The organism is Aminobacter sp. BE322 (genome assembly GCF_050433525.1).
GTDB lineage: Bacteria > Pseudomonadota > Alphaproteobacteria > Rhizobiales > Rhizobiaceae > Aminobacter.
On record NZ_JBNPXB010000014.1, the window covers coordinates 1 to 21,347 of the forward strand.

The 21,347-nt window shown below is 66.7% G+C and carries 22 protein-coding genes; 9 read left to right on the top strand and 13 right to left on the bottom strand.

Annotated features, from left to right (window positions below; translation table 11 throughout):
* Window positions 1-206 precede the first annotated feature (206 nt).
* From dapF to J2X50_RS18135, 5 genes are all read left to right on the top strand, one after another.
* Window positions 207-1,091 carry a diaminopimelate epimerase gene (gene dapF, locus J2X50_RS18115; RefSeq protein WP_429097049.1) on the top strand — a complete coding sequence of 295 codons (885 nt, stop codon included), beginning with the start codon at window positions 207-209 and terminating at the stop codon, window positions 1,089-1,091.
* A complete protein-coding gene (gene mtaB, locus J2X50_RS18120; protein ID WP_429097052.1) occupies window positions 1,091-2,374 on the top strand; it encodes a tRNA (N(6)-L-threonylcarbamoyladenosine(37)-C(2))-methylthiotransferase MtaB in 1,284 nt (427 codons plus the stop codon). The genes dapF and mtaB overlap by 1 nt, the downstream gene beginning before the upstream one ends.
* 13 nt (window positions 2,375-2,387) lie before the next feature.
* A complete protein-coding gene (gene ftsY / locus J2X50_RS18125) occupies window positions 2,388-4,277 on the top strand; it encodes a signal recognition particle-docking protein FtsY (RefSeq protein ID WP_429097054.1) in 1,890 nt (629 codons plus the stop codon).
* A gap of 41 nt (window positions 4,278-4,318) precedes the next feature.
* Window positions 4,319-4,972 carry a septation protein A gene (locus J2X50_RS18130; RefSeq protein ID WP_429097056.1) on the top strand — a complete coding sequence of 218 codons (654 nt, stop codon included), beginning with the start codon at window positions 4,319-4,321 and terminating at the stop codon, window positions 4,970-4,972.
* A 165-nt stretch (window positions 4,973-5,137) separates the two neighbouring features.
* The gene (locus tag J2X50_RS18135) at window positions 5,138-5,305 is read left to right on the top strand and encodes a hypothetical protein (protein WP_340040837.1); all 168 of its coding nucleotides are present in this window, start codon (window positions 5,138-5,140) and stop codon (window positions 5,303-5,305) included.
* Between the two features lie 101 nt (window positions 5,306-5,406).
* Here the strand turns inward: J2X50_RS18135 and J2X50_RS18140 are convergent, their stop codons facing one another.
* The 4 genes from J2X50_RS18140 to ccmA all read right to left on the bottom strand — a co-directional run bounded on the left by J2X50_RS18140 (window position 5,407) and on the right by ccmA (window position 7,792).
* Window positions 5,407-5,982: a DsbE family thiol:disulfide interchange protein gene (locus tag J2X50_RS18140; RefSeq protein ID WP_429097058.1), complete on the bottom strand. Its 576-nt coding sequence runs from the start codon at window positions 5,980-5,982 to the stop codon at window positions 5,407-5,409.
* Complete coding sequence (gene ccmD / locus J2X50_RS18145) at window positions 5,979-6,149, bottom strand: heme exporter protein CcmD (protein WP_429097061.1); 171 nt, start codon at window positions 6,147-6,149, stop codon at window positions 5,979-5,981. Before ccmD ends, J2X50_RS18140 begins: the two co-directional genes overlap by 4 nt.
* 143 nt (window positions 6,150-6,292) lie before the next feature.
* A complete protein-coding gene (gene ccmB, locus J2X50_RS18150) occupies window positions 6,293-6,958 on the bottom strand; it encodes a heme exporter protein CcmB (protein WP_429097062.1) in 666 nt (221 codons plus the stop codon).
* A 222-nt stretch (window positions 6,959-7,180) separates the two neighbouring features.
* Window positions 7,181-7,792 (bottom strand): heme ABC exporter ATP-binding protein CcmA, encoded by a 612-nt coding sequence (gene ccmA / locus J2X50_RS18155; RefSeq protein ID WP_429097063.1) that lies wholly within the window; start codon window positions 7,790-7,792, stop codon window positions 7,181-7,183.
* A gap of 283 nt (window positions 7,793-8,075) precedes the next feature.
* Between ccmA and acnA the strand changes: the two genes are divergently transcribed.
* Both acnA and J2X50_RS18165 read left to right on the top strand, forming a co-directional pair.
* Entirely contained in the window at window positions 8,076-10,766 is a 2,691-nt protein-coding gene (acnA, locus tag J2X50_RS18160) for an aconitate hydratase AcnA (RefSeq protein WP_429097064.1), read from the top strand.
* Between the two features lie 166 nt (window positions 10,767-10,932).
* Complete coding sequence (locus tag J2X50_RS18165) at window positions 10,933-11,688, top strand: sulfite exporter TauE/SafE family protein (RefSeq protein WP_429097065.1); 756 nt, start codon at window positions 10,933-10,935, stop codon at window positions 11,686-11,688.
* A gap of 49 nt (window positions 11,689-11,737) precedes the next feature.
* Here the strand turns inward: J2X50_RS18165 and trmD are convergent, their stop codons facing one another.
* Window positions 11,738-12,436 carry a tRNA (guanosine(37)-N1)-methyltransferase TrmD gene (gene trmD, locus J2X50_RS18170; protein WP_429097289.1) on the bottom strand — a complete coding sequence of 233 codons (699 nt, stop codon included), beginning with the start codon at window positions 12,434-12,436 and terminating at the stop codon, window positions 11,738-11,740.
* The gene (rimM, locus tag J2X50_RS18175) at window positions 12,433-13,041 is read right to left on the bottom strand and encodes a ribosome maturation factor RimM (protein ID WP_429097066.1); all 609 of its coding nucleotides are present in this window, start codon (window positions 13,039-13,041) and stop codon (window positions 12,433-12,435) included. Before rimM ends, trmD begins: the two co-directional genes overlap by 4 nt.
* 67 nt (window positions 13,042-13,108) lie before the next feature.
* On the opposite strand from rimM, the gene J2X50_RS18180 reads away from it, so the two are divergent.
* The gene (locus J2X50_RS18180) at window positions 13,109-14,047 is read left to right on the top strand and encodes a tyrosine recombinase XerC (RefSeq protein ID WP_429097068.1); all 939 of its coding nucleotides are present in this window, start codon (window positions 13,109-13,111) and stop codon (window positions 14,045-14,047) included.
* 87 nt (window positions 14,048-14,134) lie between these two features.
* The gene (locus tag J2X50_RS18185) at window positions 14,135-15,205 is read left to right on the top strand and encodes a TraB/GumN family protein (protein ID WP_429097070.1); all 1,071 of its coding nucleotides are present in this window, start codon (window positions 14,135-14,137) and stop codon (window positions 15,203-15,205) included.
* Here the strand turns inward: J2X50_RS18185 and J2X50_RS18190 are convergent.
* From J2X50_RS18190 to odhB, 7 genes are all read right to left on the bottom strand, one after another.
* Window positions 15,186-15,680, bottom strand: a complete 495-nt coding sequence (locus J2X50_RS18190; RefSeq protein WP_429097071.1) for a DUF2867 domain-containing protein — start codon at window positions 15,678-15,680, stop codon at window positions 15,186-15,188. The genes J2X50_RS18185 and J2X50_RS18190 overlap by 20 nt on opposite strands.
* Window positions 15,681-16,252: 572 nt before the next feature.
* Window positions 16,253-17,659: a dihydrolipoyl dehydrogenase gene (gene lpdA / locus J2X50_RS18195; RefSeq protein ID WP_429097074.1), complete on the bottom strand. Its 1,407-nt coding sequence runs from the start codon at window positions 17,657-17,659 to the stop codon at window positions 16,253-16,255.
* 25 nt (window positions 17,660-17,684) lie between these two features.
* The gene (locus J2X50_RS18200; RefSeq protein ID WP_429097076.1) at window positions 17,685-18,440 is read right to left on the bottom strand and encodes an SDR family oxidoreductase; all 756 of its coding nucleotides are present in this window, start codon (window positions 18,438-18,440) and stop codon (window positions 17,685-17,687) included.
* Window positions 18,437-18,931 (bottom strand): hypothetical protein, encoded by a 495-nt coding sequence (locus J2X50_RS18205; RefSeq protein ID WP_429097078.1) that lies wholly within the window; start codon window positions 18,929-18,931, stop codon window positions 18,437-18,439. The genes J2X50_RS18200 and J2X50_RS18205 overlap by 4 nt, the downstream gene beginning before the upstream one ends.
* Entirely contained in the window at window positions 18,931-19,575 is a 645-nt protein-coding gene (locus tag J2X50_RS18210) for a LysE family transporter (RefSeq protein ID WP_429097080.1), read from the bottom strand. The genes J2X50_RS18205 and J2X50_RS18210 overlap by 1 nt, the downstream gene beginning before the upstream one ends.
* Entirely contained in the window at window positions 19,572-20,003 is a 432-nt protein-coding gene (locus tag J2X50_RS18215; protein ID WP_429097083.1) for a VOC family protein, read from the bottom strand. Before J2X50_RS18215 ends, J2X50_RS18210 begins: the two co-directional genes overlap by 4 nt.
* A 66-nt stretch (window positions 20,004-20,069) precedes the next feature.
* The gene (gene odhB, locus J2X50_RS18220) at window positions 20,070-21,335 is read right to left on the bottom strand and encodes a 2-oxoglutarate dehydrogenase complex dihydrolipoyllysine-residue succinyltransferase (protein ID WP_429097084.1); all 1,266 of its coding nucleotides are present in this window, start codon (window positions 21,333-21,335) and stop codon (window positions 20,070-20,072) included.
* Window positions 21,336-21,347: the final 12 nt, after the last annotated feature.

Genomic DNA, 21,347 nt, shown 5'->3' on the forward strand with positions numbered 1-21,347 from the left:
GCGGATTGACGTCTCCCAGGCCATGATCCTCGTCGCCATGGGCGGCAACCTCCTACGCCGGAATGCCCATCCCTGACTTTCCAAACGGACTCTTAGGCGCTGGCAATTGTCGCGTTGCTGGGCGGGTCACACAAATTGGCGCGACACTGGTAATTCAGCGAGCTTTCCGCCATATAGGCGCCAAACAGCCGCGAGAATTTTTCGCCATGGCCAATGAGGCCCCTTTCGCCAAGATGAACGGGCTCGGCAACGACATCATCGTCGCCGACATGCGCGGCCGTGCGGACCGCGTTACCCCCGCCGCGGCGATTGCGTTGGCCGCCGATCCGGCGACCAAGTTCGACCAGATCATGGCGATCCACGATCCGCGCACGCCGGGCACGGCGAACTACATCGAGATCATCAATTCCGACGGCACCCATGCCCAGGCCTGCGGCAACGGCACGCGTTGCGTCGTGCAGGCGTTGGCCGCCGAGACCGGGCAGAAGGTTTTCACCTTCGAGACCGTCGCTGGCATCCTCAATGCCGAGGAGCACGAGGACGGCTCGATCTCGGTCGACATGGGCATTCCGCGCTTCGGCTGGCAGGACATTCCGCTGGCGGAAGAATTCCGCGACACGCGCGCCATCGAGCTGCAGATCGGGCCGATCGATGCGCCCGTGCTGCACTCGCCCTCGGTCGCCTCGATGGGCAACCCGCACGCCATCTTCTGGGTCGACAACGACGTCTGGTCCTATGATCTCGACCGTTTCGGCCCACTGCTCGAAAATCATCCGATCTTCCCCGAGCGCGCCAACATCTCGATCGCGCAGGTGACGTCGCGCGAGACGCTGAACCTGCGCACCTGGGAACGCGGCGCCGGCCTGACCTTGGCCTGCGGTTCGGCGACCTGCGCGGCTGCCGTTTCCGCCGCGCGCACGGGCCGCACCGGACGGACCGTCACGGTCACAGTGCCCAGCGGCGGCACGCTCAAGATCGACTGGCGCGACGACGACCACGTGGTCATGACCGGCCCGGCCGAGTGGGAATTCTCCGGCAGCTTCGATCCCGCCACCGGCGCCTGGCGCCGCGACCAGCAGGACGTCGCCTGATGGCGGTGGATGTCGTCACCTTCGGCTGCCGCCTCAACACCTACGAGTCAGAGGTGATGAAGCGCGAGGCCAAGGCCGCCGGGCTCGAGGAGCTCAAGGGCGGCGCGGTCATCTTCAACACCTGCGCGGTGACGGGCGAAGCCGTGCGCCAGGCCAAGCAGTCGATCCGCAAGGCGCGGCGCGAGAACCCGGACGCGCGCATCATCGTCACCGGTTGTGCGGCGCAGACCGATCCGGCCGCCTTCGCCGACATGGCCGAGGTCGATCTCGTCCTCGGCAACGAAGAGAAGCTCAAGGCGCACAACTATCGGGCGCTGCCCGACTTCGGCGTCAACGACTTCGAGAAGGCCCGCGTCAACGACATCTTTTCGGTGCGCGAGACCGCCGGCCACATGGTCGATGCGATCGAGGGCCGCGCGCGCGCCTTCGTGCAGGTCCAGAACGGCTGCGACCATCGCTGCACCTTCTGCATCATCCCCTACGGCCGCGGCAATTCGCGTTCGGTGCCGATGGGCGCCGTGGTCGAGCAGATCAAGCGCCTTGCCGGCAACGGCTATGCCGAGGTGGTGCTGTCGGGCGTCGACATGACCAGCTACGGCGCCGACCTGCCGGGCGCGCCGCGGCTGGGCAAGCTGGTCAAGACCATCCTGCGCCAGGTGCCCGATGTCAGGCGCCTGCGCCTGTCCTCCATCGATTCCATCGAGGCCGACGAGGATCTGCTCGAGGCCGTCGCCACCGAGACTCGGCTGATGCCGCACCTGCATCTTTCGCTGCAGGCTGGCGACGACATGATCCTGAAGCGCATGAAGCGCCGCCATTTGCGCGACCAGTCGATCCGGTTCTGCGCCGACGTGCGCAAGCTCAGGCCCGACATCGTCTTCGGCGCCGACATCATCGCCGGCTTCCCGACCGAAACCGACGAGATGTTCGAGAACTCGATCCGCATCGTCGCGGAGTGCGGGCTGACCCATCTCCACGTCTTCCCGTTCTCTCCGCGCGAAGGCACGCCCGCCGCGCGCATGCCGCAGCTTCGCCGCGAGATCGTCAAGCAACGCGCCGCGCGCCTGCGCGCCGCCGGCGACGTCGCCTATTCGCGCCATCTCGACAGCCTCAAGGGCTCGCACCAGAGAGTGCTGGTCGAGCGCGAGGGGCTCGGGCGCACGGAAGGTTTTACGCTCGTCGCGCTCGACCGGGGCGAAGCGGGCGAGATCGTCGAGGTCGACATCGCCGGACATGACGGCGAACGGCTGACAGCGGCACCGGCCGCCGCACGCGCGGCCTGACGAAAGCGACCGCATGGCATTCGGGTTCATCAAGAAAGTCTTTTCCTTCGGCAAGAAGGAGGTGGCGGAGCAGCCGGCCGAGACCGAAGCGCTGCCACCGCTGAATTTCGAGGCGCTCGAAGCGCTGAAGCCGGCGGAAGAACTGCCGGCGACTTCCCTCCCCCTTGAGGGGAGGGTGGCCGCGCAGCGGCCGGGTGGGGTCGCCCAATCGACTGACGCGACGCCGAGCGCTGCCGAGGTGACCCCCTCTGGTCCTTCGGACCATCTCCCCCTCACGGGGGGAGAAGAGGCCGTGCCTGAGCAACCGAAGCCGGAACCTGCGCCCGAAACCCCGCCGGCGCCACCCGTCGTGCCCGAGCCCAAGCCGGCCGAACAGCCGGTGCCGGTCGAACCTGCGCCGCAGCCGGCTCCGCCGGAAGAGCCCGCACCGGAACCGGAAGGTCCTGCGACCGAGCCCGAAAAGCCCGCCGAGCAGCCGGCGCCAGTGCCGAGCCCGGTGGAGCCGGAACCGGCACCGGTCGAGGTCCCCGTTCCGCCGGCAGAACCGTCCACGCCGGAATTTCCCCAGGAGATCCCGGCTCAGCCGGAGCAACCGGCAACCGCGCCGACGATGCGCGCGCCCGAGCCGGAGCCGGCTGCGATGCCCCTCCCCCTTGAGGGGAGGATGGCCGCGCAGCGGCCGGGTGGGGTCGCCGGATCGTCGGGCGCGGCGTCGAGCACTGCCGAGACGCCCCCCTCTGGTCCTTCGGACCATCTCCCCCTCAAGGGGGGAGAAGAGGTCGTGCCGGTTGCTGCGCTGCGCGAAACCGTTGCCGAGCCGGCACCTGTACAGGCTGTTCCCGAGCCGGTCGGTGTCGAGCCCGCCCATGTGGCGCCCGTACCGGCCACTCCTGCGGCAGAGCCAAAACCGTCCGCCGGCAAGGTCACCGTCCAGAAGAAGGTCGAGCAGAAGGCCGAAGTCGTCGAAACCGCTGCGCCGGCGCCGCGCCTGTCGTGGTTCCAGCGCCTGCGCCAGGGCCTGTCGCGCTCGTCCAAGGAGCTGTCGGGCAACATCGCCGGCATCTTCACCAAGCGCAAGCTCGACGAAGACACGCTGCAGGACCTCGAGGACGTGCTGATCCGCGCCGATCTCGGCGTCGAGACCGCGCTGCGCGTCACCGACGCGCTGGCGTCGAGCCGCTACGGCAAGGACGTGTCCGACCACGAGGTCCGCTCGATCATGGCCGTCGAGGTCGAGAAGGTGCTGAAGCCGGTGGCGCTGCCACTGGAGCTCGATCTCTCGCACAAGCCGCATGTCATCCTGGTCGTCGGCGTCAACGGCACCGGCAAGACCACCACCATCGGCAAGCTCGCCGCCAAGCTGACCGAAGGCGGGCTGTCGGTGATGCTCGCCGCCGGCGACACCTTCCGTGCCGCGGCCATCGAGCAGTTGAAGATCTGGGGCGAGCGGACGAAGTCGCCCGTCATCGCCACCAAGCTCGGGGCGGACGCCGCGGGCCTCGCCTACGACGCCTTCGAGAAGGCCAAGGAAGCGGGCTCGGACGTGCTGATCATCGACACGGCCGGCCGCCTGCAGAACAAGGCCGAGCTGATGGCCGAGCTCGAGAAGATCGTGCGCGTGCTCGGCAAGCTCGACCCCGAGGCGCCGCACACGGTGCTGCAGACGGTCGACGCCACCACCGGCCAGAACGCGCTCAACCAGGTCGAGATCTTCCGCAATGTCGCAGGCGTGAACGGACTGGTGATGACAAAACTCGACGGCACGGCGCGCGGCGGTATTTTGGTCGCAATCGCAGCCAAACATAGACTGCCGGTCTATTTCATCGGCGTCGGCGAGCAGGTCGACGATCTCGAACCATTTTCGGCGAGCGATTTCGCCAAGGCGATCGCGGGAGTCGCCTGATGCGTTTCCGCTAGCCGGAAACGATCGGAAGCCAGGAAGCCATGAACGCACCCATTCTCGAACGCGACCCCTCCGATCCGCAGCGCAAGAAGCAGGAGGTCAGCCCGCTGCTCAAGCTGGTGCTGGAACTCGGGCCGCTGGTGGTGTTCTTCTTCGCCAATGCGCGCGGCGAATGGCTCGCAGCCCGCTTCCCGGCGCTGGCCGATCTCGGCGGGCCGATCTTCATCGCAACCGGCCTGTTCATGGCCGCCACGGCGATCGCTCTGGCAGCCTCGTGGATACTGACCCGGTCGCTGCCGATCATGCCGCTGCTGTCGGGCGCGGTGGTCTTCGTGTTCGGCGCGCTGACGCTCTATCTGCAGGACGACGTCTTCATCAAGATGAAGCCGACCATCGTCAACACGCTGTTCGGCGTCATCCTTCTCGGCGGCCTGCTGTTTGGAAAGTCGCTGCTCGGCTACGTCTTCGATTCCGCCTTCAAGCTCGACGCCGAGGGCTGGCGCAAGCTGACCTTCCGCTGGGGGCTGTTCTTCCTGTTCCTCGCCGTGGTCAACGAGGTGGTGTGGCGCAGTTTCTCGACCGACACATGGGTGGCCTTCAAGGTGTGGGGCATCATGCCGATCACGCTGCTTTTCACCTTCAGCCAGATGCCGCTGATCATGCGCCATTCGCTGGAGGAGCAGCCCGGCAAATAGGCCGGGTTGCCCGATATCCTGACTCTTCGTTAACCCGCCATGCGCAAGGCGCATTGCTGCGTTGCAGCATCTTATTTTGCAGCGCAGCAGTTCCTATGTCATCCTGAGATTGGTCAGGGAGGTCATATCACGCTGCAACGTGCGGCGGATGAAAGGAACGGAACCATGTTCTTCGACAGCCTTCTGAGCCGTGCGCGCCAGAGCGCCGCCAAGCGCAAGCAGTACAAGCGCCTCGTCGCCGAGATCGACAGCTTCTCGGGCCGCGACCTGGCCGACATGCGCGCCGACCGCAGCGAGATGCTGTATCAGGCCTTCAAGCAGGTTTACGGCTAAACCGGACGGCGCGTTCGTAGCGGGCGCGCCCCAGCAAATCCACGCCGGCGCATGACGACGATGCGCCGAGCCATCCATCCGAGGAGCCTGAGGCGCCCCGGCTACTGCGCCGCCAGCGCCTTCTCGATTTCCGGCATGAGGGTCGCCCGCACCGATTCCGGCGTCATCGGACCAACATGCTTGAACGCGACCTTGCCGTCCTTGCCGACCAGGAAGGTCTCGGGAATTCCGTAGACGCCCCAGTCGATCGCCGAGCGGCCCTTCGGGTCCACGCCCAGGACATCGAAGGGATTGCCGAGCTCGCCGAGGAAGCGGCGGGCGTTCTCGGGCTTGTCCTTGTAGTTGAACCCCGCCACCGTCACGCGCTGGTCCTTGGACAGCTCGACGATCACCGGATGCTCCTCGCGGCAGGGCGCGCACCACGACGCCCACACATTGACCAGCGTCACCTTGCCGATGAAATCCGCCGAGTTGAGGCCGGGCAGCGACACGCCCTCGAGCGGTAGCAATTCTGTCTTCGGCGCCGCCTGGCCGATCAGCGTCGACGGCACCACCGCAAGGTCGCGGCCGGACAGGAGCTGGGCCAGGAATACACCCGCCAGCGCCAGGAAGAGCAGCAGCGGCAGCAGGATGAACAGCTTGCGCGGGCGTGGCGGATTTTCGGTTTCGGTGCTCATGGACGGGCTCCGCTGCGGTCCGAGCGGCGGCGATGGCCGGCGGCTTCGAGTTCCGCCAGTTCGCGCTTGCGGGCGCGCTGGTCGCAGAGGATCCACAGGACCAGGCCGGCTATGGCCAGCGCCGAAGCGCCGTAAGCGGCCGTGACGTAGAGGGCGTGTGCGCTCATCGGGCGGCAGTCCGCTGGCAAAGTTCAAACATGTCGATCTTTCCGACCATGGCTTCAATTAGCCATGAGCACGCGCTCATGCAATTGGACGCCGCGCCGCACCCGGCCGCGATGAAGCGATCGTGATCGTCGGGCAGAGTTGGTCAGTCGGTGCCCGAACGCAGCGCCACCGCCGCCGCCAGCGGGCCGATGACGGCGAGGAACAGGGTCAGCGCGCAGAGGATCACGAAGGGCGGCATGAACGGGTCCGGGTCGTTGGCCGCGCCGTAGGCGGCGGTGACGCCGAAGATCAGCACGGGAATGACGAGCGGCAGGATCAGCACCGAGATCAGCAGCCCGCCGCGCGGCAGCGCGACGGTGACCGCCGCACCGGCGGCGCCGACGAAGACGATCGCCGGCGTGCCGACGAGCAAGGTGAGGGCGGCGGCGCCGATGCCGGCGGGCTCCATGTTCATGAACAGGCCGAGCATCGGGGCGGCGACGACGAGCGGCAGCACGCTCGCCGTCCAGTGGGCAAGGCATTTGACGAAGACGGTCAGCGCCAGCAGGTGCCGGTCGGCGTTGAGCACGAGCAGGTCGAGCGAACCGTCCTCGCGGTCGGCCTGGAACAGCCGGTCGAGGCCGAGCAGGCTGGCGAGCAGCGCGCCGATCCAGAGGATCGCCGGGCCGATGCGGGCGAGCAGGTTGAGGTCCGGCCCGACGCCGAAGGGGATGGTGACGATGACGGCAAGGAAGAACAGTACGCCGGTCAGCGCCCCGCCGCCGGCGCGGATGCCCATCCTGAGGTCGCGGAGATAGAGGGCTAGCATGAGAGCTGCCTTCCATTGATCTGGGCGGAAAGGTCGCGCTTCTTCGCACCCCCCTCTGTCCTGCCGGACATCTCCCCCGCAAGGGGGGAGATCACGCTGTGGGCCGGTCGTCGCCAATCGCCAATGGTGCAGGAATGGCGGCAAGGCTGGAGCTGCCAATCTCCCCCCTTGCGGGGGAGATGTCCGGCAGGACAGAGGGGGGTGTGAAGAAGCGCGGAGCTATCAAACATGCATCCGCTCCATCTCCAGCGCCTTCGCGCCTTCCAGCCCGAGCGGCAGGTGGGTCGCGGCGACGATGATTCCGCCGGCCCGGCAGTGGCCGCGCATGAGGGCTGCGAACTGCGCGTCGGAGGCCTTGTCGAGGCCTGCGGTCGGTTCGTCGAGCAGCCAGACCGGGCGATGGCTGATCAACAGCTTGGCAATCGCGGCGCGGCGCTTCTGGCCGGTCGACAGATAGCCGAAGGGCAGATGGCCGAGACCGTCGAGGCCGACGTCCGCCAGCGCCTCGCCAATGTCGAGCTTGCCGTTGCCGGCAAAGCTCTGCCAGAATTCCAGGTTCTCGGAGACCGTCAGCGCCGCCTTCATCGCGTTCTGGTGGCCGAGATAATGGCAGGCGGACGCAACCGTCGGGAACTCCTCGCCACCGCCCTCCACGGCGATTCGCCCATGGGCGTGCGGCAGGAGACCGGCGACTATCCTCAGCAGCGTCGACTTGCCCGAGCCGTTGGGCCCGGTGACGGCGAGCGCCTCGCCGTTTCCGAGCGCGAAATCGACGCCGGCGAAGACCGTTTCGCCACCCCTTTCCCCGCTCAGATCGTCGGCGATCAGCCGCATGTTTCCCCCGTCGCCGAAACCGGTTTGCCGCCGCTTCGCGTCGCAGCAAATTAGGCGATTCTCCGTCTAGAACTATTCCAGGAAATTCTCTATATGCCACTCGACCATGCCAGCGGTCGGCATGGAAACAGAATTTGCGCCGAACCAGCGCACGCGCCGCCTTGAACGGCTCGGGTTGCTTGGGAGCGGACAGCGGAAATGGCCGTACCCGCACCTTTGCGCGTGATTGCATGCCATCGGAGTCCGTTCCCGTGTAGGCTGAACAGACAAGGATGGATCGCACGTGTCCAAATCACTCGACAGTTTCAATTGCCGCCGCACCCTGACCGCGGGTGGGGCCGAGTATGTTTACTACAGCCTCGTCGAGGCCGAGAAGAACGGCCTTACCGGCGTCTCGCAGCTGCCTTACTCGATGAAGGTGCTGCTCGAGAACCTCCTGCGCAACGAAGACGGCCGCTCGGTCACCAAGGAATCGATCCAGGCCGTTGCCGGCTGGCTGACCGACAAGGGCACCGCCGGCGTCGAGATCGCCTACCGTCCGGCCCGCGTGCTGATGCAGGACTTCACCGGCGTTCCGGCCGTTGTCGACCTCGCCGCCATGCGTGACGGCATCAAGACCCTCGGCGGCGACCCCGAGAAGATTAACCCGCTGGTTCCGGTCGACCTCGTCATCGACCACTCGGTCATCGTCGACGAGTTCGGCACCCCGCTGGCCTTCGCCCGCAACGTCGAACTGGAATATGAGCGCAACGAAGAGCGCTACAAGTTCCTGAAGTGGGGCCAGCAGGCGTTCCGCAACTTCCGCGTCGTGCCGCCCGGCACCGGCATCTGCCACCAGGTCAACCTCGAATATCTCGCCCAGACCGTCTGGACGAACACCGAGGACGGCGTGACGACGGCCTATCCGGACACCTGCGTCGGCACCGACTCGCACACCACCATGATCAACGGCCTGGGCGTGCTCGGCTGGGGCGTGGGCGGCATCGAGGCCGAAGCCGCGATGCTCGGCCAGCCGGTCTCCATGCTGCTGCCCGAGGTCATCGGCTTCCGCCTGACCGGCAAGCTCAAGGAAGGCGTCACCGCCACCGACCTGGTGCTGACCGTCACCCAGATGCTGCGCAAGAAGGGCGTCGTCGGCAAGTTCGTCGAGTTCTTCGGCCCCGGCCTCTCCAACATGACGCTGGCCGACCGCGCCACCATCGGCAACATGGCGCCCGAGTACGGTGCGACCTGCGGCTTCTTCCCGGTCGATTCCGAGACCATCCGCTACCTCAACATGTCGGGCCGCGCCGAAAACCGCATTGCGCTCGTCGAGGAGTATTCCAAGGCGCAGGGCATGTGGCGCGACGCCTCGTCGGCCGACCCCGTCTTCACCGACCTGCTCGAACTCGAACTCTCCGAAGTCGTGCCGTCGATGGCCGGCCCGAAGCGTCCCGAAGGCCGCATCCCGCTCGAAGGCATCGCCTCGGGCTTCGCCAAGGCGCTGGAAGCCGAGTACAAGAAGACCGTCGACACCGCCAAGCGCTACGCCGTCGAGGGCGAGACCTTCGACCTCGGCCATGGCGACGTGGTGATCGCGGCGATCACGTCCTGCACCAACACCTCGAACCCGAGCGTGCTGATCGGAGCGGGCCTGCTCGCCCGCAACGCCAACCGCGTCGGCCTCAAGCAGAAGCCGTGGGTCAAGACCTCGCTGGCTCCCGGTTCGCAGGTGGTGGCCGAGTATCTCGAGAAGGCCGGCCTGCAGAAGGAGCTCGACCAGATCGGCTTCAACCTCGTCGGCTTCGGCTGCACCACCTGCATCGGCAACTCCGGCCCGCTGCCGGCGCCGATCTCCAAGACCATCAACGACAAGGGCCTGATCGGTGCGGCCGTGCTCTCGGGCAACCGCAACTTCGAAGGCCGCGTGTCGCCCGACGTGCAGGCCAACTACCTGGCCTCGCCGCCGCTGGTGGTGGCTTACGCGCTCGCCGGCACGGTCACCAAGGACCTGACGACCGAGCCGCTGGGCGAGGATCGCGACGGCAAGCCGGTGTTCCTCAAGGACATCTGGCCGACCAGCGCCGAGATCGAGGAGTTCATCGCCAAGAACGTCACCCGCGAGCTGTTTGCCCGCAAGTATGCCGACGTCTTCAAGGGCGACGAGAACTGGCAGAACGTCCAGGCGCCGGAAGGCCAGACCTACACATGGGACGACGACTCGACCTATGTGCAGAACCCGCCTTACTTCGTCGGCATGGGCTCCAAGCCCGGCCAGATCGGCGAGATCAAGGGCGCTCGCGTGCTCGGCCTGTTCGGCGACAAGATCACCACCGACCACATCTCCCCGGCCGGTTCGATCAAGGCGGCTTCGCCTGCCGGCAAGTACCTGATGGACAATGGCGTCGGCGTCGCCGACTTCAACCAGTACGGCACGCGCCGCGGCAACCATGAGGTGATGATGCGCGGCACCTTCGCCAACATCCGCATCCGCAACCACATGCTGGGCGAGAACGGCCGCGAGGGTGGCTACACCTTCCACTATCCGTCGAAGGAAGAGATGCCGATCTACGACGCCGCCATGCAGTACCGCAGCGAAGGCGTGCCGCTGGTGATCTTCGCCGGCGTCGAGTACGGCAACGGCTCGTCGCGCGACTGGGCAGCCAAGGGCACCAACCTGCTCGGCGTGCGCGCGGTCATCGCCCAGTCGTTCGAGCGCATCCACCGCTCGAACCTGGTCGGCATGGGCGTGATCCCCTTCACCTTCGAAGAGGGCACGACCTGGAAGACGCTCGGCCTGAAGGGCGACGAACAGGTGACGATCGACGGTCTCGAGACCATCAAGCCGCGCCAGAAGATGACGGCCAAGATCGCCTTCGCCGACGGTTCGACGAAGGACGTTCCGATCCTCTGCCGCATCGATACGCTCGACGAGCTCGACTACTTCAAGAACGGCGGCATCCTGCAGTACGTTCTGCGCGACCTCGCCGCGTAAGGCGGCCGCAGCGTTGCACGTGAATCAAGGCCGCCGGGGGCGCAAGCTCCGGCGGCTTTTTTCTTCTCCGCACGACGGCGGCAAGAACCGGGAAGGCAGCATCCCTTGCCTTGTGGGCCGTCGCTGCATAGAGACGGTTGGACCGCAACGCACCCGCAGGCCAGCCTTGTCGCTTCTTTCCGTCGCCATTCTCTTCCTCTCCGGCTTCCTGTCGGGCGTCGTCAACGCCATCGCCGGTGGCGGCACCTTCCTCACCTTCGGCGCCATGACCATGATCGGCATTCCGCCGATCTCGGCCAACGCCACCTCGTCGATCGCCCAGTTCCCCGGTTACGTCACATCGACCTACGCCTATCTCGCCGACATCAGGCGCATGTGGCGCGGCGCCCTCGCCTTCGCCTTCATCTCGGCCATCGGCGCGCTGGCCGGAGCGCTGATCCTGCTGTCGCTCGACAATGTCTCGTTCGGCGCGCTGGTGCCGTGGCTGCTGCTCGCCGCCACAGCACTCTTTGCCGCCGGCCCCTGGCTCCGGCCGAAAAAGCTCGCCCAGCGACCCGAAGGCGTGCCGTCCTCGCGCGCCGGCCGCATCGTCCAGTTCCTCACCTCGATCTATGGCGGCTTCTTCGGCGCCGGCATGGGCGTGATGATGCTCGCCACCCTCGGCCTCACCGAGGGCGGCGACTACCACCGCCTCAATGCGCTGAAGAACATGCTGTCCATCGTCATCGCCGCGGTTGCCATCGTCATCTTCGCCTCAGGCGGGGTGGTGGCCTGGGCGGAAGCGGCGATCATGGTGCCGGGCGTGGCACTCGGCGGCTATGCCGGCGTCTGGACGGCGCGGCGCGTGCCGCAGGCCGTGGTCCGCAGCTTCGTGGTAGCGGTCGGATTGTTTTTGGCAGGCTATTATTTCACCAAGGTTTGAGGCCAGCGGAAGCCACGATCTTCCCATGTCGGGAAATTCGGCTTGCGCCCTACCGCTCGGCCTCGTGTTCCGCCCACAGGTCCGGGCGCCGCTCCTTGGTCAGCTTCTCCGCCTCGGCCCGCCGCCACTTGGCGATCTTGCCGTGGTTGCCGGAGGTCAGCACTTCCGGGATCGGCCGCCCCTCGAAATCCTGCGGCCGGGTGTAGTGGGGATGCTCGAGCAGCCCGCCCTCGAAGCTTTCCTCCTCGCCCGACGACTCGTTGCCCATCACGCCAGGCAGCAGCCGGACCACTGCGTCGAGCAGCACGAGAGCCGCCGGCTCGCCGCCGGACAGGATGAAGTCGCCGATCGAGATTTCTTCCAGCTCGCGCGCGTCGATCACGCGCTGGTCGACGCCCTCGAAGCGTCCGCACAGGATCACCGCGCCCGGTCCGGCGGCCAGTTCACGCACGCGATCCTGCGTCAGCGGCCTGCCGCGTGGGCTCATCAGGATGCGCGGGCGCGGGTCGCCCTCGGGCGAGGCATGATCGATCGTCTTGGCGATGATGTCGGCGCGCATCACCATGCCGGCACCGCCGCCGGCCGGCGTGTCGTCCACCGAGCGGTGCCTGTCGGTGGCGAAGTCGCGGATCTGCACCGCCTCGAGCGCCCAGTCGCCGCGCTCGAGCGCGCGCCCCGCCAGCGACATCCCCAGCGCCCCCGGGAACATCTCCGGATAGAGCGTGAGCACGGTTGCGCGGAACATCAGCGGTTGCCCCCGGCGTCCTTCGGTTCCCGCGCGCGCTTGCGCGTATCGAACTCGCCTTCCTCCGGCGGCGGGCCGAATTCGTCGTCGTCGCTGTCGACCAGCCCCGCGGCGACGGTGTCGATGCCGACGAAGCCGCCGGCAATGTCGACAACCGGCACCGCGGCTTCGGTGAACGGGATCAGCACGCCCTTGCGGCCCTGGTAGTGGATGTCGAGGATGTCGCCGCCGCCGAAATTCTGCACCGCGATCACCTTGCCGACCGTGGCGCCGGTCTCGTCGCGAACAGCGAGCCCCATCAGGTCGGTGTGGTAGAACTCGCCGTCGGCGGCGTCGTCGGGCAGCGCCGAACGCTCGACGAACAGTTCGACATTGGTCAGCGCCTCGGCGGCAGTGCGGTCGTTCACGCCCTTGAAACGCACCACAACCATGTTGTTGGCGGGGCGGATGTCGGTGACCTCCAGGCTGCGGCCGTCCTTGGTGTAGAGCAGCCCGTAGTCGGCCAGCGCCAGCGGGTCGCCGGTGAAGGTCTTCACCCTGAGCTCGCCCTTGATGCCGTGGGCTGCGCCGATCACGGCCATCTGGACTGGATTCTCGAGTTTGGCCATCGCCGTTTCACCGCTTGCTAACTTCGTCTGGTCCACACTGACTTATTCAATCGGACCCCCGCTGCCAATGCAGGAATTCCTCATCGCCGCAAAACCCGACCTGCAGGGCGCGCGCGAGCGCTGGCTGAAGGCGCTCGCCGGCGAGAGGCGCCTGTCGGCACTGACGGTCGAGGCCTATGAGCGCGACACGCGCCAGTTCCTGCAGTTCCTGACCGGGCACAATGGCGGCCCACCCGGCATCGCCGACATCCGTGACCTGCGCCCGGCCGACCTGCGCGGCTTCCTCGCCACGCGCCGCGCCGACGGCGCCGGCGCCCGCACGCTGGGACGCGGGCTGGCCGGCGTACGCTCGCTGCTGCGCTTCCTCGAACGCGAGGGCCTGGTCAATGCCGCCGGCTCCGCGGCACTGCGCGCGCCCAAGCAGCCCAAGTCGCTGCCCAAGCCTTTGACGGCGGCCGACGCCAAGCGTGTCGTCTCGGTGGGCGAACAGCTCGCCGAGCAGCGGTGGATCGCCGCGCGCAACGCCGCCCTGCTCACCCTGCTTTATGCGTCGGGCCTGCGCATTTCCGAGGCGCTAGGCCTGACAGGCACAGAACTCGCCTCGCCTGCCGACACGGTGCTGCGCATCACCGGCAAGGGCGGCAAGACCCGGCTGGTGCCGGTGCTGCCGGTTGCGCTGCAGGCGGTCGCCGAATACCGAAAACTCTGCCCCTACCACCTCGGCGCCGACGGTGCGCTGTTTCGCGGTGCCCGCGGTGGCCCGCTCGACCCGGCGATCATCCAGCGCGAGATGCGCAAGCTGCGCTCGGCACTCAACCTGCCCGACACCGCGACCCCGCATGCGTTGCGCCACTCCTTCGCCACGCACCTGCTCGGCCGCGGCGGCGACCTCAGGACAATCCAGGAACTGCTCGGCCACGCCAGCCTCTCCACCACCCAGGTCTATACCGGCGTCGACACCTCCCGCCTGCTCGAAATTTACGAGGCCGCCCACCCGCGCGCCTGAGGCCAGGCACGGCCGCAGCGCGGCGAGACGCACAATTGTCACCGCGCCATTAACCGTTTTGCCGCTTTTGGCCGCTACAGCTTCAGCATGAAACGTTTCGTCGCCTTCGCCGACCGTGCGTCGCTCGTCTCGCTGAAGCTGCTTGCAGCGTTCAACGTGCTGTTCTTCATCCTGTTCTTCGCCGTGGCCTTCCTGCTTGCCACCCAGGCCCGCGCCCAGGCGCCGGTCTGCACCGGCTCGGACATGCTGGCCGACCTCGCCAAGAGCGACCCGGCGCTGCTCGAAAAGATCGAGGCCGAGGCAAGGAAGACCGTTAACGGCGAGGGCCTGCTCTGGAAGCTGGAAAAGCCCGGCCGCGAACCGTCCTGGCTCTACGGAACCATGCACGTCACCGATCCGCGCGTCACCACGCTGGAGCCGGCCGCGCAAAAGGCATTCGACGCATCGAAGACCTTTGTCATGGAAACCACCGACGTGCTGGATCAGAAGGCGATGCTCGCAAGCCTGATGCAGCAGCCGGACCTGATGATGTTCACCGACAGCACGACGCTGCCCTCGCTACTGTCGGCAGAGGACGCCAAGATCGTCAATGCCGCGCTCGAGGCGCGCGGCATCCCGCCGGCGAGCGTGGCCAAGATGAAGCCGTGGATGCTCTCGTCGATGGTGGCGTTGCCGGCCTGCGAGCTTACCCGCAAGGCGGGCGGCGCGCCGGTCCTCGACATCTTGCTGGCGCAGCAGGCCAAGGCTGCCGGCAAGGAGGTCAAGGGCCTCGAAAGCGCCGCCGACCAGCTCCGCGCCATGGCCTCGCTGCCGATGCAGTTCCACATCCAGGGGCTGGTCGAGACGCTGAAGCTCGGCGACCGCATGGACGACGTCATCGAAACCATGGTGGTGCTCTACCAGCGCGGCGAAGCCGGCAAGTTCTGGCCGTTGTTCCGCAACGCACTACCCTCCGCCAGCTCCGACGAGGAGGGCTACGGCGCCTTCGAGCAGGCAATGGTGGTGGCGCGCAACAAGACCATGGTCGAGCGTGGCGCGCCGATCCTCGCCGAAGGCGGCGCCTTCATGGCCGTCGGCGCGCTGCATCTGCCCGGCCCCGACGGGCTGGTCGAACTGTTCCGCAAGGCGGGCTTCACCGTCAGCGTCGCCGACCGCTAGCGCCGGCGTTGGCGACCTGCGCCAGCATCGCCGGCACGATGATCCGATGGAACGGCATGACGACCGCGAGATAGGCGCGTCCGAACCGGTTGTGCGGCCTGACCAGCGTCGATGCGCTGACCTCCTGGCGTCCCTCGCCGAGATCCTCGACCTCGACCAGCAGCCGGAAATCGAGATGGCGATCGTCGAGCCCGAGCACGACCCGGGACGCCGACTGGCTGAAGACAGGAAACATCCCCAGCCGCTCCTGCCGCGGCGGGACGTCGGTCGGCCGCGTCTTCAGGCCGAACGGCCGGACAAGCAGGTTGCGCAACGCCATCAGCCAGCCGATCCAGGCCGGACGGTTGCAGAAGGCTCGCCCGGCCGAGGTCGCCGCATCGAGGGCCTGTCCGGTCACCACGATGGCGAAGCGGTCGGAAAAACTCGCGCCGGGAAGCAGTTCGTCGGTGCTGGGAAGGCTCGGCAACTGAGGCATGTCATGGATCCCCGATGGCAGAACGGAGCGAGCGTAGTCCTCTTTGGAGGTCCTTGCAGCGCGGCGAAACGCCGCCACGTCAGCGTTCGTTTCCAAAATTTCACGCCATTGTGAAACCGAAAGCCAATTCGCGCGTTGATTGCGGTGTTCACGCAATGATTGCGGAGCATAGCTGAGGGAGACTCTTAATGGTGAACAATCCAGATCCAGGCCGCCCACCTGCACGCCAGTCCAACATGGGCAGCACATGGCTGATAGCCATCATCGTCGTGCTGCTCGCGGCTGTGGCCTATTACATATTCGGACCGAAGACAGGTGAAGCACCTGCACCGGCGGAGCCGCCCGCAGCAAGCACGCCTGCTCCCGCCCCCGAACCGGCCCCGGCGCCTTCGACCACCGCACCGGCCCCGACCGAGCCCGCGCCTGCACCGGCAACGCCGGCGCCCGCCGAGCCCGCGCCTTCCGGCGGCGGTACCACGGCTCCTGCGCCTTCGGGCGGCTGACAGCCGGCCAAAGGCAAAACGGCCCGCTCACCGAGCGGGCCGTTTCGTGTCGAGAACTCTACCCAGCGCCTACATGTGGATCGGCTTGAAGAAGGTGGCGAGTGCCGCCTCCTTCACCGCTTCGGACATGGTCGGATGCGCATGGCAGGTGCGGCCGAGATCCTCGGACGAGCCGCCGAACTCCATCAGCACCGCCGCCTCGTGGATCATCTCGCCGGCACCGAAGCCGACGATGTGCACGCCCAGGACCCTGTCGCTGTCCTTGTCGGCCAGAATCTTGACGAAGCCGTCGGTGTGCAGCATGGCACGCGCCCGGCCGTTCGCGGTGAACGGGAACTTGCCCACCTTGTAGGCTGTGCCGGCCTTCTTGAGCTCTTCCTCGGTCTTGCCCACCGATGCCACTTCCGGGCTGGTGTAGACCACGCCAGGGATGACGTCGTAGTTCACATGGCCAGCCTGACCGGCGATGATCTCGGCAACCGCGACACCCTCGTCCTCGGCCTTGTGCGCCAGCATCGGGCCGGCGACCACGTCGCCGATGGCGTAGATACCGGCAACGTTGGTACGCAGGTGGCCGTCGGTCTTGACCCGGCCGCGCTCGTCCATCTCGACGCCGGCCTCCTTGAGGCCGAGGCCTTCGGTGTAGGGCTTGCGGCCGGTGGCCACCAGCACGACGTCCGCCTCGATGGTCTCGGCAGCACCGCCCTTGACCGGTTCGAAGGTCACGGTCGCGCCCTTCTTGGCCTTGGCGGCACCAGTCACCTTGGAGCCGAGCTTGAACTCGAAGCCCTGCTTGGCAAGCATGCGCTGGAACTGCTTGGCAACGTCGCCGTCCATGCCACCGAGGATAGTGTCGAGATATTCGACCACCGTCACCTTGGCGCCGAGCCGCGCCCATACCGAGCCCAGTTCGAGGCCGATGACGCCGCCACCGACCACCACCAGGTGGCCGGGAACCTTATCCAGCTCCAGCGCGCCGGTCGACGAGACGATCACCTTCTCGTCGAAGGCGACCTCGACGCCCGGGATGCCGGCAACATCGGAACCCGTGGCGATGACGATGTTCTTGGTCTCGATCTCCTGGATCTTGCCGTCGTCGCCGACCACGGCAACCTTGCCCGCGCCCAACACCTTGCCGGTGCCCTTGAAGCTGTCGATCTTGTTCTTCTTGAACAGGAACGACACGCCGGTCACGTTGGCCGCAACGGTGGCGTCCTTGTGCGCCATCATCTTCGCAAGGTTCAGCTTCGGCGTGCCGACCTCGACGCCCAGTGCGTCGAACGAATGCTGCGCCTCGGCCAGCATCTCCGAAGCATGCAGCAGCGCCTTGGAGGGGATGCAGCCGATGTTCAGGCAGGTGCCGCCGAACGTGTCGCGCTTCTCGATCACGGCCGTCTTCAGGCCGAGCTGTGCCGCCTTGATGGCGCACACATAGCCGCCGGGGCCGGATCCGATGACGACGACATCATATGCCATGTTCTTGTCCTTCTCTTGGGGGCGGTCAGCGGCCGCCGCTCACGTTCAAAATCGAGCCCGTCGTATATGAGGCCGCGTCCGACAAAAGCCAAATCACGGCCTGGGCAACTTCTTGTGCCTGGCCTTCGCGCTTCATGGGCACGAGGCCGCGAATGGCAGCGATGCGGTCGGGCTGTCCGCCCGAGGCGTGGATTTCCGTATCGATGATGCCCGGACGGACCGCGTTCACCCTGACGCCTTCCGTCGCGACCTCGCGTGCAAGGCCGATGGTGAAGGTGTCGATCGCGCCCTTCGAAGCGGCATAGTCGACATACTCGCCGGGCGAACCGAGCGTCGCCGCCGCAGACGAGATGTTGACGATCGCCCCGCCCGCGCCGCCATGCAGCGACGACATGCGCCTGACCGCCTCGCGGGCGCACAGGATCGAACCGACGACGTTGATGCGCATCATGCGCTCGAGCCGGGCAGCGCTCATCTCATCGACGCGCGCCTTCATGTCGACCACGCCGGCATTGTTGACGAAGGCGTCGAGCCTGCCGAAGGTCCGGTCGACCTCGGCGAACATCGAAAGCACGTCGGCCTCGCTGCCGACGTCACCCTTGATCGCGATGGCCTCGCCGCCGGCAGTTTCAAGCTCCGCCACCAAAGCCTTTGCCGCCGCCTCGTTAGCGGCGTAGTTGAGCGCCACGCGGTACCCTGCCTCGACGGCCAGCCGGCAAATGGCGGCACCTATACCTCGGCTGCCGCCGGTCACCAGCAGGACCTTGCCCCGAGCGCTCATTCTTGGCACCCCTGCAGCTCGAACACGTCCCACGGCACTTTCGAGAAGCCGGCCGGCCCGTAGGCCGCCGACATGCGCAGGGAATGGCCGAGATCCGGAAAGATCAGCTGCCTGGGCGCCGCCGACCCGGTTTTTTCGCGCGGCAGCAGCGAAACCCCGCCCTGTTCGTCGACGCTGTAGATCACGCCCTGCCAAACCGTGCAGGCGTCCAGCTCCTCGCCGGTCACGTCGCCTTCGGGACACTGGTACATCAGCATGCCGTTGGGCCGCCCGACCTCCGCCGACCACATCACGACGCCGTCGAGCACGGTGGAATTGTCCAGCACCATCTTGAAGCTGTTTGTTACGGCGGCCGATTCCAGCGTCGGCCGGAAATCGATCGACGCCGCCTGGTCACGGTCGCCATAGACCGACAGCTCGATCGGGCATGCGGCATTGGCCGTCGTAGCCGACAGCATCGCGACAGCCGGGATCAGAGCCGCAAACCGCATCAGCCGGCCTGCACCGTAGCAAGCTTCACGCCAAGCCCGATGAAGATCATGCCGGTCGCCTTGTTGAACCAGCGGCCCCAGGCAACGAAGCGCTCGCGCACCGACGCCATGGTGAAGAACATCGACACGCCGACGAACCAGGCGATCAGCACCACCGCCATCAGCAGGCCATAGACGCCCTTCACCGCAGCCGGCGTCTCGTGGCTGACCATCGCGGTGAACAGGGGGACGAAAAACAGCACTGCCTTGGGATTGAGCGCATTGGTCACGAACCCCAGCAGGAAGCAGCGCACCGCCGAAATGGCCTTGGCCTCGTCGCCGCCTTGCTGCATGTCGACGGAAGCCATTTCCATCGGGCCGGCGCGCAGCGCCTTGATGCCGAGATAGAGGAGATAGGCGGCACCCGCCCATTTCAGCATGGAGAACAGAAGGAGCGACTTCGACACGATCAGCCCGATGCCGAGGATGGTGTAGCTGACGTGGAACAGCAGCGACGTGCCGATACCGAAGCTGGTGATGATGGCGGCGCGGCGGCCATGCACCACGCTCTGGCGCACGACCATGACAAAGTCCGCGCCCGGCACCACCATCAGCACCGAAAACACCGCCAGCAGGCCGGCAAACTCGAGAACGTACTGCGTCATTCCTTGCCCTCCCCCAGCGGCGCGTTGAATGCCCAGACATGGCCGAACGGGTCGCGCACGCGCCCGTAGCGCGCGCGCCAGAACATGTCGCCGGGCGGCATGGTGATAGCCGCGCCCGCGGCTGCGGCCTTGACGATCGCGCGATCGACCTCGGCCGGTGTCTTCAGATTGATGTTGACGGTGAGGCTCGCTCCGCCCCTGGTCAGCGGCGACAGTACGTCGGTACCGAACTCGGGAAACTCGTCGTGCAGCATCACCTCGCTGCCGAACATGGCGAGGTTGGCATGCAGTACGCGCACGCCGTCCTCGGCCATCTGCTCGAAGGTCTCGACGGCGTCGAACGCCTTCTCGTAGAAGGCGATCGCTTCCTTGCCGCCCTTGACGCAGAGATGCACCTGGATCGGAGGAATGTCCGGTTCGAAGGCCATGAGCTGGTCCTTTCGGCGAGCGCAACCAGAGCGGGCTTTTTCAAACCCGCTCTACACGCTTGTGCCTCAGAGGTCGAGAACCAGACGCTCCGGATCTTCCAGGCTGTCCTTGACGCGGACCAGGAAGGTCACGGCTTCCTTGCCGTCGACGATGCGGTGATCGTAGCTGAGCGCGAGATACATCATCGGGCGGATGACGATCTGGCCGCCGACCACGACAGGACGGTCCTGGATCTTGTGCATGCCGAGGATACCCGACTGCGGCGCGTTCAGGATCGGAGTCGACATCAGCGAGCCGTAGACGCCGCCGTTGGAGATGGTGAAGGTGCCGCCCTGCATATCGGCGACCGACAGCTTGCCGTCGCGCGCGGCGAGGCCGAGGCGGCCGATTTCCTTCTCGATCTCGGCGATCGACATCTGGTCGGCGTCGCGCACCACCGGAACCACCAGGCCCTTGTCCGTGCCGACGGCGACGCCGACATGGGCAAAGTTCTTGTAGATGATGTCGGTGCCGTCGATCTCGGCGTTGACCGCCGGGATCTCCTTCAGCGCATGCGTCACCGCCTTGGTGAAGAAGCCCATGAAGCCGAGCTTCACGCCGTGCTTCTTCTCGAACACGTCCTTGTACTTCGAACGCAGCGCCATCACCGCGCTCATGTCCACCTCGTTGAAGGTGGTCAGCATGGCGGCCGTCGACTGCGCCTCCTTGAGGCGGCGGGCGATGGTCTGGCGCAGCTTGGTCATGCGCACGCGCTCTTCGCGCGGGGCATCCTCGGCACTCGACGGCGCGCGCACGGCGACCGGGGCCGGGGCCGCGGGCGTCGAGGCGGGGGCGGCAACGCCCTTGGCGATGGCGTCGAGCACGTCGCCCTTGAGCACCTGGCCGCGCTTGCCGGAGCCGGCGATCTGGTCGACCGTGATGTTGGCCTCGGCGAGCAGCTTGGCGGCGGCCGGGGCCGGCGGCATCTTGCGCTCCTCGATGGGCGGAGCACCGGCGACGGAAGCGGTCTGGGCCACTGCCTCCTTGACGGTCGAGGCGGCGGTCGGAGCCGAAGCCTGAGCGACGGCCTCGGGCTTCGTCGCGGGTGCGCCGTTGCCGGCGGCAATGGTGCCGAGAAGTGCAGCGACGCCGACGGTCTCGCCTTCCTTGACGGTCTGCTCGGCCAGCACGCCGGCAGCCGGGGCCGGCACTTCGATGGTGACCTTGTCGGTCTCGAGTTCGACCAAGGGCTCGTCGGCGGCGATCACGTCGCCGACCTTCTTGAACCACTTGCCGATGGTTGCCTCGGAAACGGATTCGCCGAGGGTGGGGACACGGATTTCGGTAGCCATTTTTTGCTGTCC

What these genes read in the sequence shown, in the direction of transcription:
- dapF (WP_429097049.1), top strand. Translation starts at nt 207, where the DNA reads ATGGCCAATGAGGCCCCTTTCGCCAAGATGAACGGGCTCGGCAACGAC.
- mtaB (WP_429097052.1), top strand. Translation starts at nt 1,091, where the DNA reads ATGGCGGTGGATGTCGTCACCTTCGGCTGCCGCCTCAACACCTACGAG.
- ftsY (WP_429097054.1), top strand. Translation starts at nt 2,388, where the DNA reads ATGGCATTCGGGTTCATCAAGAAAGTCTTTTCCTTCGGCAAGAAGGAG.
- J2X50_RS18130 (WP_429097056.1), top strand. Translation starts at nt 4,319, where the DNA reads ATGAACGCACCCATTCTCGAACGCGACCCCTCCGATCCGCAGCGCAAG.
- J2X50_RS18135 (WP_340040837.1), top strand. Translation starts at nt 5,138, where the DNA reads ATGTTCTTCGACAGCCTTCTGAGCCGTGCGCGCCAGAGCGCCGCCAAG.
- J2X50_RS18140 (WP_429097058.1), bottom strand. Translation starts at nt 5,982, where the DNA reads ATGAGCACCGAAACCGAAAATCCGCCACGCCCGCGCAAGCTGTTCATC.
- ccmD (WP_429097061.1), bottom strand. Translation starts at nt 6,149, where the DNA reads ATGAGCGCACACGCCCTCTACGTCACGGCCGCTTACGGCGCTTCGGCG.
- ccmB (WP_429097062.1), bottom strand. Translation starts at nt 6,958, where the DNA reads ATGCTAGCCCTCTATCTCCGCGACCTCAGGATGGGCATCCGCGCCGGC.
- ccmA (WP_429097063.1), bottom strand. Translation starts at nt 7,792, where the DNA reads ATGCGGCTGATCGCCGACGATCTGAGCGGGGAAAGGGGTGGCGAAACG.
- rimM (WP_429097066.1), bottom strand. Translation starts at nt 13,041, where the DNA reads ATGGCCAAACTCGAGAATCCAGTCCAGATGGCCGTGATCGGCGCAGCC.
- J2X50_RS18180 (WP_429097068.1), top strand. Translation starts at nt 13,109, where the DNA reads ATGCAGGAATTCCTCATCGCCGCAAAACCCGACCTGCAGGGCGCGCGC.
- J2X50_RS18185 (WP_429097070.1), top strand. Translation starts at nt 14,135, where the DNA reads ATGAAACGTTTCGTCGCCTTCGCCGACCGTGCGTCGCTCGTCTCGCTG.
- J2X50_RS18190 (WP_429097071.1), bottom strand. Translation starts at nt 15,680, where the DNA reads ATGCCTCAGTTGCCGAGCCTTCCCAGCACCGACGAACTGCTTCCCGGC.
- lpdA (WP_429097074.1), bottom strand. Translation starts at nt 17,659, where the DNA reads ATGGCATATGATGTCGTCGTCATCGGATCCGGCCCCGGCGGCTATGTG.
- J2X50_RS18200 (WP_429097076.1), bottom strand. Translation starts at nt 18,440, where the DNA reads ATGAGCGCTCGGGGCAAGGTCCTGCTGGTGACCGGCGGCAGCCGAGGT.
- J2X50_RS18205 (WP_429097078.1), bottom strand. Translation starts at nt 18,931, where the DNA reads ATGCGGTTTGCGGCTCTGATCCCGGCTGTCGCGATGCTGTCGGCTACG.
- J2X50_RS18210 (WP_429097080.1), bottom strand. Translation starts at nt 19,575, where the DNA reads ATGACGCAGTACGTTCTCGAGTTTGCCGGCCTGCTGGCGGTGTTTTCG.
- J2X50_RS18215 (WP_429097083.1), bottom strand. Translation starts at nt 20,003, where the DNA reads ATGGCCTTCGAACCGGACATTCCTCCGATCCAGGTGCATCTCTGCGTC.
- odhB (WP_429097084.1), bottom strand. Translation starts at nt 21,335, where the DNA reads ATGGCTACCGAAATCCGTGTCCCCACCCTCGGCGAATCCGTTTCCGAG.